Here is a 16,912-nt window from a genome sequence, read left to right on the forward strand (position 1 = left end):
TCATGGCCGCCATTCCTCCCCGCCCTGAAGGACGGGGCATCCTGGCGGCAGTTCGGTGATGGACTTCTCGACGCTGGCCGTGGTGGTCGTCTGCCTGGCCGGGGGCGGCGCGGCGGGCTGGTACGCCGCCCGGGTCCGGTCGGCCACCGAGATCGCCCGCCTGGAGGCCACCCTGGCGGCCACCCGCGAGGGCGAGGGGCGGCTGGAACAGTCGATGCGGGCGCTGAGCTACGAGGCCACCGCCCAGTCGCAGGAGGCGGTGGCCCGGGCGGTCGCCCCGCTGCACGACACCCTGCGCCGCTACGAGCAGCGGGTCGGTGAGCTGGAGCGCGACCGGGTCGACGCCTACGCCGAGCTGCGCGAGCAGGTCCGGGCCATGAGCACGGTCTCCGGCGAGCTGCGCACCGAGACCAAGCAGTTGGTGGCGGCGCTGCGGGCGCCGCAGGTGCGGGGCCGCTGGGGCGAGCACCAGCTGCGCCGAATCGTCGAGGCCGCCGGCATGCTGGAGCACTGCGACTTCAACGAGCAGGTCACCGCCGCCACCGACCACCAGGGGGTCCGCCCCGACCTGGTGGTCCGGCTGCACGGCGGCCGGACGGTGGTGGTGGACGCCAAGGCGCCCTTCGACGCGTACCTGACGGCGATGGAGGCGCGCGACGAGCGGGGGCGGGACACCCACCTCGACGCCCACGCGCGGCACCTGCGGGCGCACGTCGACGCGCTGGCCGCGAAGTCGTACTGGGCGGCGTTCGACTCGACACCGGAGTTCGTGGTGCTCTTCGTGCCGGCCGACCCGTTCCTGGACGTGGCGTTGCAGCGCGACCCGACGCTGCTGGAGCACGCCTTCGCCCGCGACGTGGTGCTGGCGACCCCGGCCACCCTGGTGGCCCTGCTGCGCACGGTCGCCTACTCCTGGCGGCAGGAGGCGCTGGCCCGCAACGCGGTCGCCGTCCACTCGCTGGCCCGCGAGCTCTACGGGCGACTGTCCACCCTGGGCGACCACGTCGGCAAGCTCGGCACCTCACTCGGTGGGGCGGTCACCGCGTACAACCGGGCGGTGGGCTCGCTGGAGGCGCGGGTGCTGGTCAGCGCCCGCAAGCTGGCCGAGCTGGGCGTCTCCGACCAGGAACTGGCCACGCCGGCGCAGGTGGAGGTGGCCCCGCGGCAGCCGCAGGCTCCGGAACTGCTCGACGAGCCGTCCACCGCGGATCGCGTGAGCTGAGCGCCGACCGGGCAGGTCACCGTCCCCGGCGCCGGGGGCGGGCTCCGGTCCGGTGCGGGGTGTAACACGGCGGCGCACGGGCCGCATCCCGGGGCCGGGCGGCCGGTCAGGACGCCGTCGTTCTCCGTCCCTTCGGCGGAACGGCACCGGTCATCCGGCCGGTGCGACCGGCCGCCCCGTCGCCCGGGCGGTGGTTCCGCATTGGACGTTCGGGGCCATGACCTGCCCGTTTTTCGTCGTCATCGGGCAACCACCCGCGTCACCGTTACCACGACGGTCGTCCGAGTAACGCGGATGTCACATCTGTCGCTGAGAGAGTGACGGCGACCCCGCGTCAGCAGACCCGTCGGTCTTACCCCCAGCCCTGCACCCCTCAGGGCCCTCGCTCTCCCCTCGGAGGAAGAGACGTGAGCAAACCCCCCATCCGGCGTGGCCGTGCCTCGGCCGCGCTCCTGACGTCGGTGGTGACCGCCGGCGCGCTGACGTTGGCGTTCGCCGGCGCGCCCGCCAACGCGGAGCAGACCACCGACGTTCTCAAGAGCAGCTCCACCGGCTGGACCCCGACGGACCAGGAACGACTGGCCGAGGCCCGGGCCAAGGGCCAGAGGACCGTCACGGTGCTGGTCGCCGCCCGGGACGGACAGGTCGCCACGGCCGCCGACAGCCTCACCCAGCTCGGCGCCACGGTGCTCTACCGCGACGACGACCTCGGCTACCTGCGGGCCGACGTGGCCACCGAGCGGGCCGAGCGCATCGCCCGATCGGCCGGCGTCCAGACGGTGGAGATCGACGCGTCGGTGCCGCTGCCCGACCCGCGCCCCGACGCGGCCGAGTCGGTGGCCGCGCAGCCGGCGCCGGGGGCCGCCACCCCGGCGAACAACCCGTACCTGCCGATCGGCGACATGGGCGCGGCCCAGTTCACCGCGGCCAACCCGACGCTCGACGGACGCGGCGTCACTGTCGGCATCCTCGACACCGGCATCGACCTGTCGCACCCGGCGCTACAGAAGACCACCACCGGCGAGCGCAAGATCGTCGACTGGGTGACCGCCACCCACCCGACTGACGACGCAGACCCGACCTGGGTCAGCATGACGAAGAACGTCTCCGGTCCGAGCTTCACCGTGGACGGCCGCACCTGGACGGCCCCGGGCTCGGCCTCCTACCGGTTCGGCGTCTTCAACGAGCGCGACGTGAACCTCGGCGGCGAGCTCGGCAACGACGTCAACCGGGACGGCAACCCGGCCGGCAGCAGCGGCCTCTTCGGCGTGCTCTGGGACGGCGGCAGCACCGCCTGGGTCGACACCGACCAGGACGGCTCCTTCGCCGACCAGGCCGCGATGACGGACTACAAGGTCCGCAACGACGTGGGCACCTTCGGGACCGACGACCCGGCGACCGCCATCAACGAGTCGATGCCGTTCGTCGTCCAGGTCGACGGCAAGGGCAAGTTCGTCAACATCGGCATCGTCTCCGGCGCCCACGGCTCCCACGTCGCGGGCATCACCGCCGGCAACGGCCTCTTCGGCGGCGCGATGACCGGTGCCGCCCCGGGCGCCAAGCTGGTCTCCGTCCGGGTCTGCCTCTTCGTCGCCGGCTGCACCTCCAGCGCCCTGATCGAGGGCATGATCTACGCCGCCAAGCAGGCGAACGTCGACGTGATCAACATGTCGATCGGCGGCCTGCCCTCGCTCAACGACGGCAACAACACCCGCGCGGTGCTCTACAACCGACTCATCGACCAGTACGACGTGCAGATGTTCATCTCCGCCGGCAACAGCGGACCGGGCGCCAACACCGTCGGCGACCCGTCGGTGGCCGAGAAGGTCATGAGCATCGGGTCGTACGTCACCGACGCCACCTGGCGGTCCAACTACGGCTCCAGCTCGCCGTACGCCGAGAGCCTGCACTACTACAGCTCTCGCGGCCCGCGTGAGGACGGCGGGTTCAAGCCCAACGTGATCGCGCCGGGCTCGGCCATCTCCACCATCCCGACCTGGCAGCCGGGTGGGCCGGTCCCCGGCACGTACGTGCTGCCGCCGGGGTACGCGATGTTCAACGGCACCTCGATGGCCTCGCCGCAGGCGGCGGGTGCCGGCGCGCTGCTCGTCGGCGCGGCCAAGGCGCAGGGCTTCCAGCACCAGCCGGCCCAACTCCGGCAGGCCATGATGTCCTCCGCCCGGTTCATCGACAACACCGGCACCTACGAGCAGGGCGCCGGCCTGATCGACGTGAAGGCGGCTTACGAGCTGCTGCGGACGAACATCAAGACGGTCGACATCACCTCCTCGGTGGCGGTGAACACCGTGCTCTCCGGGTTCCTCGCGAAGCCGGGCCTCGGCGTCGGCATCTACGACCGGGAGGGTGTCACGGTCGGGAAGAAGTACACCCGGACCTACACGTTCACCCGGACCAGCGGTGGGTCGAAGACGGTCACCTACCAGCTGTCCTGGGTGGGCAACGACGGCACCTTCGCGACCGCGTCGTCGGTGGCGCTGCCGCTGAGCAAGCCGGTCACCGTCGCGGTGACGGTCGACCCGGCGACCCCGGGCGCGCACTCGGCGGTGCTGCAGCTCGACGACCCGGCCACCACCGGCGTCGACAAGCAGACGATGAACACGGTGATCGCGCCGTACACCTTCGAGCCGGCCGCCAACTACCAGGTGCAGGTCAGCGACAAGGTCGGTCGCAACCAGTCCCTGCACTACTTCTTCCGCGTCCCGGCCGGCACCCCGGCCCTCAAGGTCGACTTCACCGGTCCGGACGGCACGGCGGGTACCGGCCAGGCCCGGTTCCTGCGCTACCACCCGTACGGCGTGGCGATCGACAGCAACGCGTCGAACTCCTGCTATGTCCCGGCCGTGCCGGTCAACCCGCCCGCCGTGCCCTGCGCGACCGGCTCGCCGAACAGCCGCACCACCTCGAACCCGCTCGCTGGGGTCTGGGAGGTCACGGTGGACGGTCGGCGTACCTCCGACGCGGCGTGGACGCCGTTCACGCTGACCGCTTCGGTGCTCGGCGCGACGGTCAGCCCGAACCCGGACGTGATCGCCTCGGCGACCGCCGGCACGCCGCTGGCCCGGTCGTACACGCTGACCAGCACCCTCGGCTCGTTCACCGGCCGGGCGGTCGGCACCACGCTGGGCAGCGCCCGGCGCGGGCAGTTCACCATCGGCAACCACGAGGTCAAGGAGTACGACCTGACGGTGCTCCCGGGCTCGACCCAGCTCCGGGCCACCATCGGCGGCACCTCCGACCCCGCCGCCGACCTCGACCTGTTTGTCCTCAACTGCACGTCCGGGACCTGCGTGGAGGCTGGTAAGAGCGCCGACGGTGACTCGGAGGAGTCGGTGACCCTGGCCAACCCGGCGCCGGGCGCCTGGAAGGTCCGCATCGACGGGTACGCGGTGCCGAACGGCTCGACCACCTACAACTACATCGACGTCTTCACCAACGCCGCCTTCGGGACGGTCGCGGTGACCGACGCCAACGCCGCGCGGCCCGGCGGCGCGTCGTGGACGGTGCCCGGCACGGTGACGGCGAAGGTCGCGCCGGACAGCGGCCGGGTGCTCTTCGGCAACGTCCAGGCCCGTACCGACACGAACATCCTGATCGGTAGCGGCGACGTGGTCGTGGAGAACGTCAACTGACAGATCCGCACCAGCCAGGAGCCCGTCCCCGGTCCCGGGGGCGGGCTCCTCCCGTTGCGGGGTCAGGCCCGCCGCGCGCTCTCCACCACGAACGGGATGCTCTGCTGGCAGGTGGTCACCAGGGCGCCGACGTCCAGGGCAGGCCCCAGAGCTGTTGGACGGCCCGTCCACCCTGGACCGGTTCAGCTAGCGTCCTGGATGTGACAGTACGCACCTGTGCATGTCACGAAGAGGTCACAAGGCAGCGTTCGGTAGTGACACCGCGACAACGCAGCACAAAGGATTCGCTCACGCGCGCCCTGTCATCTCAGGGCCCTGTTCTCTGGAGGAAAGAGAACGTGAGCAAACCCCGCAACCTGAGCCGGCGTACCTCCGCCGGGCTCTTCGCCTCGGTCATGGCCGCCGGCGCCATGGCCGGCGCGGGCGGCGCCGCCACCGCGAGCGCCGCGCCCGCCACCACCCCGGACGCCCCGGCCAATGCCGTCGAGGCGCTCGGCTCGCACGACGCCAAGCTGCTCGCCGAGGCCGAGGCGAAGCACGCGCCGACCGTCACGCTGATCGTCGCCACCGACAAGGGTGAGGCGAAGGACGTCGCCGACGCGGTGAAGGACCTCGGCGGCACGGTCAGCCAGCGCTTCGACTCGATCGGCTACGTGCTGGCCACAGTGCCCACCGCAAAGGTGCTGACGGCCGCCACGCTGCCGGGCGTCGCCGCGGTCGACCTCGACGAGACCATCCAGCTCCCGGACCCGACCCCGGAGTCCGCGCCGAACGGCGCGACCGCCGCCGAGCAGGGCGAGACCCTGGCCGGGCCGGGCGCCGGCACCGGCGGAGTCAACCCGTACATGCCGACCAACGAGACCGGCGCCGAAGCCTTCAAGGCCGCCCACCCCGAGTGGGACGGGCGCGGGGTCACCATCGGCATCATGGACTCCGGCGTGGACCTGGACCAGCCGGCGCTGCAGAAGACCACCACCGGCGAGCGCAAGATCGTCGACTGGGTCACCTCGACCGACCCGCTCGAGGACGCCACCTGGCGCGCGATGATCACCGAGGTGACCGGCCCGACCTTCACCATCGGCACCACCAGCTGGACGGCCCCGGCCGGCAGCTACCGGTTCGCCACCTTCCGGGAGTCGATCACCGCGCCGGCCGGCGCGACCAGCGAGGTCGGCGGTGACGTCAACCGCGACGGTGACACCACCGACTCGTGGGGGATCCTCTACGCCACCGACACGCACGACATCCGGGTGGACGCCAACGGCAACCGCGACTTCACCGACGACGAGCTGATGCGCCCGTACAAGGAGAAGTTCCAGGTCGGCCACTTCGGCACGGACAACCCGGCCACCGCCGTCCGCGAGCAGATCCCGTTCGTCGTCGAGTACCGCGAGGACGTCGACACCAACCCGGGCGACGGGCAGCCCGGCCCGTACGCCGACTTCGTCAACATCGGCATCGTCCAGGCCACCCACGGCACGCACGTCGCCGGCATCACCGCCGCCAACGACATGCTCGGCAACAGCGCCTTCGACGGCGCGGCCCCCGGCGCCAAGCTGGTCTCCTCCCGCGCCTGCACCTGGACGGGCGGCTGCACCGCCGCGGCCCTCACCACCGGCATGGCCGACCTGGTGATCAACCGCAAGGTCGACGTGGTGAACATGTCGATCGGTGGCCTGCCGGCGCTCAACGACGGCTCGAACGCCCGCGCCCAGCTCTACAACAGCCTGATCACCACCTACGGCGTGCAGCTGTTCATCTCGGCCGGCAACTCCGGCCCGGGCCTGAACACCATCGGCGACCCGTCGGTGGCGTCCAACGTGGTCAGCGTCGCGGCCAACATCAGCAAGGAGACCTGGCTGGCCAACTACGGCTCGGTGGTCCGCAAGGACAACGCGCTGTTCAACTTCTCCTCGCGTGGCCCCCGGGAGGACGGCGGCTTCAAGCCGAACATCGCCGCCCCCGGCTCGGCGATCTCCACCGCGCCGACCTGGCTGCCGGGCGTGCCGGTCGCCGAGGCCGGCTACCCGCTGCCGCCGGGCTACCAGATGCTCAACGGCACCTCGATGGCCTCACCGCAGGCCACCGGCGCCGCCGCCCTGCTGCTCTCCGCGGCCAGGGCGAACGACGAGGGGGTCACCCCGGCCGCGCTGCGCCGGGCGATCTACAGCTCGGCCAAGCCGATCGAGGGCGTCGCCACCTACGCCCAGGGCTACGGCATGTTCAACGTGCCGGGCGCCTGGGAGCTGCTGGCCCAGGGCGTCGAGGCCCGCTCGTACACCTCGGACGCGCCGGTCTGCACCGAGCTGTCGGCGAACCTGACCCGCTACGACGCCGGCACCGGCACGTTCGTGCCGAACCCCCACCGCGGCGCGGGCATCTACAACCGTTGCGCCGCCGGGCAGGGCGGGCAGAAGGTCAACCAGACGAAGACCTACAAGGTCAAGGTCACCCGTACCAGCGGACCGGCCGGCGACATCCGGCACGACGTCGACCTGCGCGGCGACGACGGCACCTTCACCGCGTCGAAGTCGGTGGTGCTGCCGCTGAACAAGGCGGTCACCGTCACCGTGGTCGCCAAGCCGCGTACCGACGGGGCGCACGGCGCGCTGCTGACCATCGACGACCCGGCCACCAACGTGGTCGACTTCGAGGTCTCCACCGTGGTGGTCGTCGCCAACGACGTGAGGAAGCCCGACTACTCGTGGTCCACCGAGGGTTCGGTCGACCGCAACAGCTTCACCTCGTACTTCGTGACCGTCCCGGCCGGCGCGGGCGCGCTCCAGGTCAACCTCTCCGGCATCGCCACCGGCTCGCAGACCCGGTTCATCGCCATCAACCCGTACGGCATCCCGGTGGAGAGCACCGCCAGCACCGCCTGCTACACCAACTTCTCCGACCCGGCGGCCTGCAAGCCGCAGGAGCGGGACTACCAGAACCCGATCCCGGGGGTCTGGGAGATCGAGGTGGAGGCCCGGCGCACCTCGCCGGCGCTGAACAACCCGTACCAGCTCCAGGCCCGGGTGCAGGGCGTGCAGGTCGAGCCGGCCACCGTCGCACTGCCGTCGGTGACCGCGGGCACCCCGACCCAGGTCTCCTGGGGCCTGACCAACACCTTCGGCCCGGTGTCGGTGACCGGCCAGGGTGGCGCGCTGTCCAGCGTGCACGCCGAGCGGCCGACCATCGCCCAGGGCGCGCAGCAGGAGTACACCGTGACGGTGCCGGCCGGGGCGACCAGCTTCACCGCCCGGATCGGCAACACCGCCGACCTCGGCGCCGACCTGGACCTGTCGGTCTTCCTGGGCGCCACCCGGGTGGGCCGGTCGGCCGACGGTGACTCGGAGGAGGCGGTGACCCTGACCAACCCGGCCGCCGGCACCTACCGGGTCGTGGTGGACGGGTACGCCGTCGACGGTCCGGGCACCAGCACCGCCTACGACTACCGGGACTCGTTCTCGGCGCCGTCGCTGGGCACGCTGACCGCCCCGGCCACCCCGTTGCCGCTGCAGAACGGCGACACCGCCGCCCTGACCGGTACGGTGACCGCCCTGTCCGCCCCGGCCGCCGGCAGGGAGCTCTACGGCGACCTGGCCGTCACCACCACCGAGGGCGCGGTCGTCGGCCGTGGCTCGGTCGCGATCGGCGCGGTGAACTGAGCACCGCCTGACGGCGGTCCCTCGACCGCACAGCACCACAGGAGCCCGTCCCCGGTCCCCGGGGGCGGGCTCCTCCCTTCGCCCCCCCTTTGCTCTGCTGCGGCGGGGGCGGCACTGGGAGCGCTTCCCCGTTGCCGGGAGGGCAGCAGAGCAAAGGGGGCCGGACAGGGGCGTCCCTGCCCTCGGACGGTCGGCGCTGGTGTCAGGAGCGGCGGGCGGACTCGACGACGAAGGGAGTGCCCTGCTGGCAGGTGGTCATCATGTCGGGCTTGGGCTGACCGGTGACGGTGACCCGGGCGCCGACGGTGAGCACGTCCCGGGGACCGCCGATGAGCTGGTAGCCCTCGACCAGCAGGCAGTTCGGCTCCACCCCGGCCTGGACGGTGCCGGTGATCGTGGTGGCGCCGGGACCGGGCGGCAGGCTGGGGCCGGCCGGCGGCCGCTTGGTCGGCGGCAGCGCGGTCGGGGGCAGCGCGGTCGACGGCGGGACGGTGGTCGGGTCGCCCGGCTGCGCCGGGCCGCTGCTGGGCGCGCTGGTCACCGGCGATCCTTCCGAGGGGCTGGGGGTGCCCGTCCGGTCGTCGCCGTCCTGGCCGCCGCAGGCGCTCAGCCCCGCGCAGACGACCAGGGCGGCGAGGACCATCCGAGGAGTCTTCATGCCCACTGGGACGTGACCGGCGGGCGATCCGTTCCCGGTCAGGCCCGCGCGGCGGCGGCCTTCATGTCGCGCTTGAGTTCCTGCGGCAGCGAGAAGGTCAGCCGCTCGTTGGCGGTGGTGATCTCCTCGACGTCGGTGAAGCCCCGCGCGGCGAGGTGGGTCAGCACGTCCTGCACCAGCTCGTCCGGCACGCTCGCACCGGACGTGACGCCGACCGTGCCGGCGCCGGCCACCCAGGCGTCGTCGATCTCGTGCGCGAAGTCGACCAGGTACCCGGCGCGGGCGCCGGCGTCCAGGGCGACCTCGACCAGGCGCACCGAGTTGGAGGAGTTGCGCGAGCCGACGACGATCACCACGTCGCACTCGGGGGCGATCTCCTTGACCACGTGCTGCCGGTTGGAGGTGGCGTAGCAGATGTCGTCGCTGGGCGGCGACTGGAGCAGCGGCAGCCGGGACTTGAGCCGGGCGACGGTCTCCAGCGTCTCGTCCACCGACAGGGTGGTCTGGGAGAGCCAGACGACCTTGTTCGGGTCCCGCACGGTGACCTTGTCGACGCCGTCGGGGCCGTCCACCAGCTGGATGTGCGCGGGGGCCTCGCCGGCGGTGCCGATGACCTCCTCGTGCCCCTCGTGGCCGATCAGCAGGATGTCGTAGTCCTCGGCGGCGAACCGCTTCGCCTCCTGGTGCACCTTGGTCACCAGCGGGCAGGTCGCGTCGATCGCCTTCAGCGAGCGCGCCTTCGCCTGCTCGTAGACCTCCGGGGCGACGCCGTGCGCGGAGAAGATGACGGTGGCGCCCTCCGGCACCTCCTCGTTCTCCTCGACGAAGATCGCGCCCTGGGCCTCCAGCGTCCGCACCACGTGCTTGTTGTGCACGATCTGCTTGCGCACGTAGATCGGGGCGCCGTAGAGCTTGAGCGCCTCCTCCACGGTCTGCACCGCCCGGTCGACGCCCGCGCAGTAGCCGCGGGGCTTGGCCAGGAGCACGCGCTTGCCGGTCCGGGGGGTCGTCTCAGCCTGGGTCACCCGACCATCGTACGTGCCGGGTTTTCCGCCGGCAGCGGCTGCGACCCGCACCACAGCCGGCGCCGGAGACTGCAGCATGAGCGGCCCGGCAGCGCACGGCCACCCGCCACCATCCGAAACCGCCCGCCCCGGCGAGCGGCACGCGCTGTCGGGCTGCCGCAGGTCGTCGGGGCCTGACCGTAAGGTGGGCGGGTGACCGACGCCCCGCGCAGCACCCCGGAGGAGCCCTGGCCCGTCCGGGTGGTCAGCCAGAAGGTCGGCGCCTGGATCGCCAAGCTCGGCTGGGTCTGGGTGGACGGGCAGGTGGCCCAGATCAGCCGCCGCCCCGGCGCCAGCACCGTCTTCCTCACCCTGCGCGACCCGTCCGCCGACCTGAGCCTGACCGTCACCACCAACCGGGACGTCCTCGACACCGGCGCGCCGGAGCTGCGCGAGGGCGCCCGGGTGGTGCTGCACGCCAAGCCGGAGTTCTACGCGGCCCGGGGCACGCTGAGCCTGCGCGCCGACGAGATCCGCCAGGTGGGGCTCGGCGAGCTGCTGGCGCGGCTGGAGAAGCTCAAGAAGCTGCTCGCCGCGGAGGGGCTCTTCGACCGGTCCCGCAAGCGCCGCCCGCCGTTCCTGCCGCAGCGGGTCGGGCTGATCACCGGGCGCGCCTCGGCGGCCGAGCGGGACGTGCTCACCAACGCCCGCCGGCGCTGGCCGGCCGTGGAGTTCCGCACGGTCAACGTGGCGGTGCAGGGGCCGAGCGCGGTGCCGCAGATCGTCGACGCGCTGAAGGTGCTCGACGCCGACCCGAGCATCGACGTGATCATCCTGGCCCGGGGCGGCGGCGGCATCGAGGACCTGCTGCCCTTCTCCGACGAGGCGCTCTGCCGGGCGGTCTTCGCCTGCCGTACCCCGGTGGTCAGCGCGATCGGCCACGAGACGGACGCACCGCTGGTCGACTACGTCGCCGATGTCCGCGCGTCCACGCCGACCGACGCGGCCAAGCGGGTGGTGCCCGACCTCACCGAGGAGGTCCGCCTCATCGGCCAGGCCCGCTCCCGGCTGGAACGCGCGGTCCGCAACCTGGTCGACCGGGAGTCGCACCGGCTCGACCTGCTCCGTTCCCGACCGGTGCTGGCCCGCCCGCAGGTGATGATCGAGCAGCGGGCCGCCGAGGTGAGCGCGCTGCGGGACCGGACGGGCCGCTGCCTGGACCACCGCCTCGGCGCGGCCGGTGAGGACCTGCGGCACACCCTGGCCCGCCTGCGCGCCCTCTCCCCCGCGGCCACCCTCGACCGCGGGTACGCGATCGTGCAGCGCGCCGACGGCCACGTCGTCCGCGCCGCCGCCGAGGTGGCCAAGGGCGACCCCCTGCGGGTACGCCTCGCCGACGGCGAGCTGACCGCGACCGTCGACGGCTGAGGAGTGTGGTGGGATGGGCGTGATGACCGACGAGACGAAGGACGAGCGGCTCAGCTACGAGCAGGCTCGCGCCGAGCTGGCCCAGGTGGTCGAGAAGCTGGAGGCCGGCGGCACCTCGCTGGAGGAGTCGCTGGCGCTGTGGGAGCGCGGCGAGAAGCTGGCCGAGGTCTGCCAGCGCTGGCTGGACGGCGCCCGGGCCCGCATCGACGCCGCCCGGCAGGCCGCCGACTCCTGACGCCCGCCGGGCCGCGGACACGCAGCGGCGGGGCGGCCGACAGCCACCCCGCCACTGGTCGACGGCTCAGTTGAACAGGTTGTAGAACTCCGTGGGCGCCTCGACCACCTGGTCGGCCGGCGGCTTCTGCGCGGCGGCGGCGTTGCCGTAGTCCGAGTAGGTGACCTTGATGTCCTGCGCGGCGTTCTGGCCGGCGGCCGGGATCTGGACCACCATCTCGCTGAGCCGGCCCTGCGGGTCCAGTTTCGCCGTGAACGGCACCGACTTGGCCTGCGGGCCGAGGGCGGTGATCACGGACTGGTCCACCGAGCCGGCCTCGGCGGCCTTCGACACGTCGAGCGTGCCGGCGTAGGTGCCCTCGCCGGTCTGCCGTACCTCGGTGATGCCCTGGGTCAGCACCTCGCTGCCGGCCGGGTCGATCTTGTCGAAGTCGAAGCCCAGCGCCTTGTTGCCCTTGATCCTCCTCTGGTCGAGGTGCTGGTACTTGCCGAGGTTGAGCTTCTGCACGCCGGGGATGCTGCTGGCGGACTTGCCGCCCAGCTCCAGCTTCACCCAGCTGTCCGGCTTGGCGTGGATCAGGTCGAGCTTCATCGACAGGTCCGAGGACGCGTCACCGATCAGGACGCGCATCTCGGCGCTCTGGCTCGGCTCGTGCACCTGCCCCTCGGCGCTCGAACCGGCGCCGGACATGGTGAACCGGAAGTTGCCGTTTCTGATCTCGTTGGTGGAGTTGAGCAGGGCCTGTTTGGCGTCGCCGCTGACCGCGCCGGAGGCGCCCGGCGACGCGCTGCCGGAGACCGTGGGGGACGCGGAGGTCCCCGCCTCGCCGGTCCCGGTGCTGTTGCAGGCGGCAAGCCCAGGAGTGAGCAGCGTCGCGGCGAAGACCGCCGCGCTGAAGCGCCGAATGGTCACGTGAACCTCTCAAGTGGGTCGTCCGGCCCGCGGCGGCGCCGGAAGGCGTGGCGTCGGGGCCTTGCACCTGCCCCGCCGCACGAGTCCCGTCCGGCCGACGGAACGAGCCGGCGAGGTCGCGTACCTTCTGTTCCCTGACGCCGCGTTCGGCAATCCCTGTCCGGTCCACCTGATGGAACACCACTCCTCGGGTGGGGGCGGCGGATCACGCCGCACCCCACCCCGAGCGGGGGTCAGTCCTTGAACATCTCGTAGACCTGGTCGGACGCCTCGACGACCTGCTTCGCCGGGGGCTTCTGCACCGGCGTGGCGGTGCCATAGTCGGCGTACCGCACGGTCATGTCGTAGGCCTTGGTGTCACCCACGGCCGGCATCTGCACGGTGAACTCGGTCAGCCGGCCCTGCCCGTCGAGCTTGGCGGTGAACGGCAGGGCGCCGGCCTTGTCGCCCAGCTTCTTGATGTCGTCGGCGTCGAGCATGTCCGAGTCGGTGAGCTTGCTGGCGTCGAGGGTGCCGGCGTAGGCCCCCTCGCCGGTCTGCTTGACGTCGGTGACCGCCTTGACCAGCGCGTCACTGCCGGCCGGGTCGACGTCGGCGAAGTCGAACTCCAGGTTCTTGACGCCCTTGACCTTGGTGCGGTCGATGTGCTGGTACTTGCCCTTCATCGCCTTGAAGGCCGGGATGGCGTCGGCCATCTCGCCGCCGATCTCCAGCTTCACCCAGCTGTCGGTGTCGATGAAGACGAGGTGCATCGTCATCGACATGTCGTCGGCGGAGGCCGCGCTGTTGACCATCTTCAGCTCGGCGCTCTTGGACGGGGTGTGCACGGTGCCGCCACCGTTCAACTCCGGCCCACCGGTCATGGTGAAGGTGAAGTTGCCCTTGCTGATCTCCTGGGTGGAGGCGAGCAGGGCCGCCTTCGGGTCGGCCGGGGTCGGCGAGGCGGCGGCCGTGCCGTCGGAGTCGGTGGACTCCGACTTGCAGGCGGCCAGGCCGGGAACGAAGAGGGCGGCGGCGAGGAGACCGGCGCTCCACCGTCGAAGGTTCACGTTGTTCTCTTTCCGCGAGTCTGCACCCGGCCGCGGCGGGCCGGGAATCGAGCCGGGGCAGCCTAACGGAGATGCGGGCCAGCCCGGGTCCCGCGGCGTCAGCGCAACGAGCCGGCGAGCTGCCGCAGCTCGTTATCCCGGGCGTCGCCGATCACCAGGATCGTGCGGTTCGGTTCGAGCAGCACCAGGGCCTGGTCGTTGCCCCGGCCGGTGTACCGCTGCCAGTTGCGCCCGCCCAGGTCGGTGGGCCCCTGGGGCTGCCCCTCGGCGGTCAGCTCGGCGGGCAGCAGCTTCTCCGGCGGCACGTTGCTCTGCACCAGCTGCACGCCCCGCCCCTCCGGGGTGAGATAGCCCACACGCAGGTTGGCGCCGCCCTCCACGGTGCGGTAGCTGGCGCTGACCGTACGCCAGCCGGAACCCAGCCCGGCCGGCTCGCTGACCGGGAAGGCATTTGCCGCGCGGGCCTGCTCGTAGGCGGGCGCGGCGTCGATCACGGTCGGCTGCTCGCCGCCGAGGAAGCCCCGGTAGAAGGCGACCAGCAGGGCGATCGGGACGAGCAGCACCAGCAGCGAGAGCGCCATGTCCTTCGGCGACCGCTCGGAGCGGGACTTCTCCTTGCCGACGCGCCGCCCGCCGCCGGCCGGCCGCGCCGGCGGCACGTCGGCGTCCACTGCGGCGGCGTCGGGCGCCGGCTCGACCAGGGCCGGCTCGCCGCCGCCGGCGCCGCCGGTCGTCTCGACCAGCGCCGCCTCGGTGCCGGCCCCGGTCGCCGAGCCGCCGCCGGCCGGTCCCTTCGACGGGCCGGACCCGGCCACCGCGTTGGTCGCCCCGGTCGGGGTCACCGGCGGCTGGCCGTCGGGCGGGGTCTGGTCGGCGGGTACGCGGTCGGCAGGCTGGGCGGGGTCCACCCGTCCATTCTGGCAGCCGCGCGAGTGACCGATCCCGCCCACCACCGCCCCGCCCCGGCGCCGGACCTGTCATCGTGTGAGGATCAGCGACAAAGCCGGCAGCGGCGACCGCAGCACCCTGCCGGTCCACCCCGCAACGTCGCGAGGAGGAAGCCGTCATGACGACGAACACCAGGACGCGGATCCCCCAGGATCTCGACCGCAACCTTGCCCTCGACCTGGTCCGGGTCACCGAGGCAGCGGCGATGGCCGCCGGCCGGTGGGTGGGCCGGGGCGACAAGGAGGGCGGCGACGGGGCAGCCGTCGACGCGATGCGCAAGCTGATCAACTCGATCCCGATGCGCGGGGTGGTGGTGATCGGCGAGGGCGAGAAGGACAACGCGCCGATGCTCTTCAACGGCGAAGAGGTGGGTGACGGCACCGGTCCCGAGGTGGACGTCGCGGTGGACCCGGTCGACGGCACCACGCTGATGAGCAAGGGCATGCCGAACGCGCTGGCCGTGCTCGCGGTGTCCGAGCGTGGCGCGATGTTCGACCCGAGCGCGGTCTTCTACATGGAGAAGCTCGCCGTCGGTCCGATGTACGCCGACGTGGTGGACATCAACGCCGGGGTGGCCGACAACCTGCGCCGGATCGCCAAGGTCAAGGGCACCGACGTGTCCGAGGTGACGGTCTGCGTGCTGGACCGCTCCCGCCACGACGACCTGGTCAAGCAGATCCGGCGTACCGGGGCGGGCATCCGGTTCATCTCCGACGGCGACATCGCGGGCTCGATCGCGGCCGCCCGGGGCGAGTCTGACGTCGATGTGCTGATGGGCATCGGCGGCACGCCGGAGGGGATCATCTCGGCCTGCGCGCTCAAGTGCATGGGCGGGGCGATGCAGGCCAAGCTCTGGCCGCGCGACGCCGAGGAGCGGGAGAAGGCGCTGGCCGCCGGGCACGACCTGGACCGGGTGCTCAGCACCGACGACCTGGTCACCGGCGACAACTGCTTCTTCGTGGCCACCGGCGTCACCTCCGGTGACCTGCTGCGCGGCGTGCGCTACCGGGCCGGTGGGGCGTACACCCAGTCGATCGTGATGCGCTCCAAGAGCGGCACGATCCGGGTGATCGACTCGTACCACCGGCTGGAGAAGCTGGCCCTCTACTCGGCGGTCGACTTCGACGGCCGGCCACTGGCCGAGCAGGAGTGAGCACGACCGGGACGGCGGTCCGTCCGACCGTCCCGGCGTCCCGGCGGATCGTCGCGACCGGGCTGGCGACCGCCTCGGGGGTCGCCGTGGCCGTGCAGTCCCGGATCAACGGCGAGCTGGGCGTACGCCTGGCCGACGGGATCGCCGCCGCGGTGGTCTCGTTCGGGCTGGGCCTGCTGGTGCTGCTGGTGCTGGTCCCCGCCACCCCGTGTGGGCGGCGAGGGCTGCGCGACCTGCGCGCGGCGCTGCGGGACGGCGCGCTGCGCCCGTGGCAGTGCCTGGGCGGGTTGTGCGGGGCGTTCCTGGTCGCCACCCAGGGGCTCACCATCGGCACGCTCGGGGTGGCCGTCTTCACGGTGGCGGTGGTGGCCGGCCAGTCCGCGAGCAGTCTGGCGGTGGACCGGGCCGGGGTGGGCCCGGCCGGCCGGCAGCCGGTGACGCCGAGCCGGCTGGCCGGGGCGGCGCTGACCGTGCTCGCCGTCCTGCTGGCGGTGGGCGACCGGCTGGGCGACCCGGGGGCCCTGGTGCTGGCCCTGCTGCCGCTGCTGGCCGGGGTCGGCATCGCCTGGCAGCAGGCGGTCAACGGTCGGGTCCGGGTCGCCTCGGGCAGCGCCCTGGCGGCCACCCTGGTCAACTTCACCGTCGGCACGGCCGCCCTGCTCCTCACCTTCGCCGTCGACGGCGCGATCCGGGGCTGGCCGACCGGTGCCCTGCCCGCCGAGCCGTGGCTCTACCTGGGCGGGCCGATCGGCATCGTGTTCATCGCGGTCGCGGCGGCGATCGTCCGCTTCACCGGGGTGCTGCTGCTCGGGCTGGCCACCATCGCAGGGCAGATCGTCGGGGCCGTACTGCTGGACCTGGTCCTGCCGACCGCGGCCTCGCACCCGGGGCCGGCGACCCTGGCGGGCGCCGCGCTGACCCTGGTGGCGGTGCTGGTGGCCGCGCTCGGCCCGGCGCCCCGCCGCTGAGCCCGGGCCGGGCTCGCGGCGGGTGCCGG

12 protein-coding genes are annotated in these 16,912 nt (G+C 72.6%); 7 read left to right on the forward strand and 5 right to left on the reverse strand.

Translation table 11 applies throughout. The features are described from left to right. Positions 1-58 precede the first annotated feature (58 nt). From GA0074696_RS28585 to GA0074696_RS28595, 3 genes are all read left to right on the forward strand, one after another. Complete coding sequence (locus GA0074696_RS28585; RefSeq protein WP_088963955.1) at positions 59-1,222, forward strand: DNA recombination protein RmuC; 1,164 nt, start codon at positions 59-61, stop codon at positions 1,220-1,222. A 407-nt stretch (positions 1,223-1,629) separates the two neighbouring features. Further along, complete coding sequence (locus GA0074696_RS28590) at positions 1,630-4,872, forward strand: S8 family serine peptidase (RefSeq protein ID WP_197700791.1); 3,243 nt, start codon at positions 1,630-1,632, stop codon at positions 4,870-4,872. Positions 4,873-5,210: 338 nt separating this feature from the next. Further along, a complete protein-coding gene (locus tag GA0074696_RS28595; protein ID WP_088963956.1) occupies positions 5,211-8,528 on the forward strand; it encodes a S8 family serine peptidase in 3,318 nt (1,105 codons plus the stop codon). A gap of 202 nt (positions 8,529-8,730) precedes the next feature. Here the strand turns inward: GA0074696_RS28595 and GA0074696_RS28600 are convergent, their stop codons facing one another. Both GA0074696_RS28600 and GA0074696_RS28605 read right to left on the reverse strand, forming a co-directional pair. After that, complete coding sequence (locus GA0074696_RS28600) at positions 8,731-9,186, reverse strand: hypothetical protein (RefSeq protein WP_088963957.1); 456 nt, start codon at positions 9,184-9,186, stop codon at positions 8,731-8,733. A 38-nt stretch (positions 9,187-9,224) separates the two neighbouring features. Then, the gene (locus GA0074696_RS28605) at positions 9,225-10,211 is read right to left on the reverse strand and encodes a 4-hydroxy-3-methylbut-2-enyl diphosphate reductase (RefSeq protein WP_172894494.1); all 987 of its coding nucleotides are present in this window, start codon (positions 10,209-10,211) and stop codon (positions 9,225-9,227) included. A gap of 192 nt (positions 10,212-10,403) precedes the next feature. Between GA0074696_RS28605 and xseA the strand changes: the two genes are divergently transcribed. Both xseA and GA0074696_RS28615 read left to right on the forward strand, forming a co-directional pair. Next, entirely contained in the window at positions 10,404-11,618 is a 1,215-nt protein-coding gene (gene xseA / locus GA0074696_RS28610; protein ID WP_088963958.1) for an exodeoxyribonuclease VII large subunit, read from the forward strand. Between the two features lie 22 nt (positions 11,619-11,640). Continuing rightward, positions 11,641-11,853: an exodeoxyribonuclease VII small subunit gene (locus GA0074696_RS28615; protein WP_088964870.1), complete on the forward strand. Its 213-nt coding sequence runs from the start codon at positions 11,641-11,643 to the stop codon at positions 11,851-11,853. Between the two features lie 66 nt (positions 11,854-11,919). Here the strand turns inward: GA0074696_RS28615 and GA0074696_RS28620 are convergent, their stop codons facing one another. The 3 genes from GA0074696_RS28620 to GA0074696_RS28630 form a co-directional block, all read right to left on the reverse strand. After that, the gene (locus GA0074696_RS28620; protein ID WP_088963959.1) at positions 11,920-12,765 is read right to left on the reverse strand and encodes a hypothetical protein; all 846 of its coding nucleotides are present in this window, start codon (positions 12,763-12,765) and stop codon (positions 11,920-11,922) included. 233 nt (positions 12,766-12,998) lie between these two features. Continuing rightward, on the reverse strand, positions 12,999-13,814 hold the full coding sequence (locus GA0074696_RS28625) for a hypothetical protein (protein ID WP_088963960.1): 816 nt from the start codon (positions 13,812-13,814) through the stop codon (positions 12,999-13,001). A gap of 98 nt (positions 13,815-13,912) precedes the next feature. After that, positions 13,913-14,722, reverse strand: a complete 810-nt coding sequence (locus GA0074696_RS28630; protein WP_088963961.1) for a DUF4245 domain-containing protein — start codon at positions 14,720-14,722, stop codon at positions 13,913-13,915. A gap of 158 nt (positions 14,723-14,880) precedes the next feature. On the opposite strand from GA0074696_RS28630, the gene glpX reads away from it, so the two are divergent. Further along, positions 14,881-15,915, forward strand: a complete 1,035-nt coding sequence (glpX, locus tag GA0074696_RS28635; RefSeq protein ID WP_088963962.1) for a class II fructose-bisphosphatase — start codon at positions 14,881-14,883, stop codon at positions 15,913-15,915. Beyond that, complete coding sequence (locus tag GA0074696_RS28640) at positions 15,912-16,883, forward strand: DMT family transporter (RefSeq protein ID WP_088963963.1); 972 nt, start codon at positions 15,912-15,914, stop codon at positions 16,881-16,883. Before glpX ends, GA0074696_RS28640 begins: the two co-directional genes overlap by 4 nt. The last annotated feature ends 29 nt before the right edge of the window (positions 16,884-16,912 follow it).

It is taken from the genome of Micromonospora purpureochromogenes, assembly GCF_900091515.1.
Classification (GTDB): domain Bacteria; phylum Actinomycetota; class Actinomycetes; order Mycobacteriales; family Micromonosporaceae; genus Micromonospora; species Micromonospora purpureochromogenes.

Excerpts from the sequence above, each read along its gene's own strand:
- GA0074696_RS28600 (WP_088963957.1), bottom strand. The coding sequence starts at position 9,186 with ATGAAGACTCCTCGGATGGTCCTCGCCGCCCTGGTCGTCTGCGCGGGG.
- GA0074696_RS28585 (WP_088963955.1), top strand. The coding sequence starts at position 59 with ATGGACTTCTCGACGCTGGCCGTGGTGGTCGTCTGCCTGGCCGGGGGC.
- glpX (WP_088963962.1), top strand. The coding sequence starts at position 14,881 with ATGACGACGAACACCAGGACGCGGATCCCCCAGGATCTCGACCGCAAC.
- GA0074696_RS28615 (WP_088964870.1), top strand. The coding sequence starts at position 11,641 with ATGACCGACGAGACGAAGGACGAGCGGCTCAGCTACGAGCAGGCTCGC.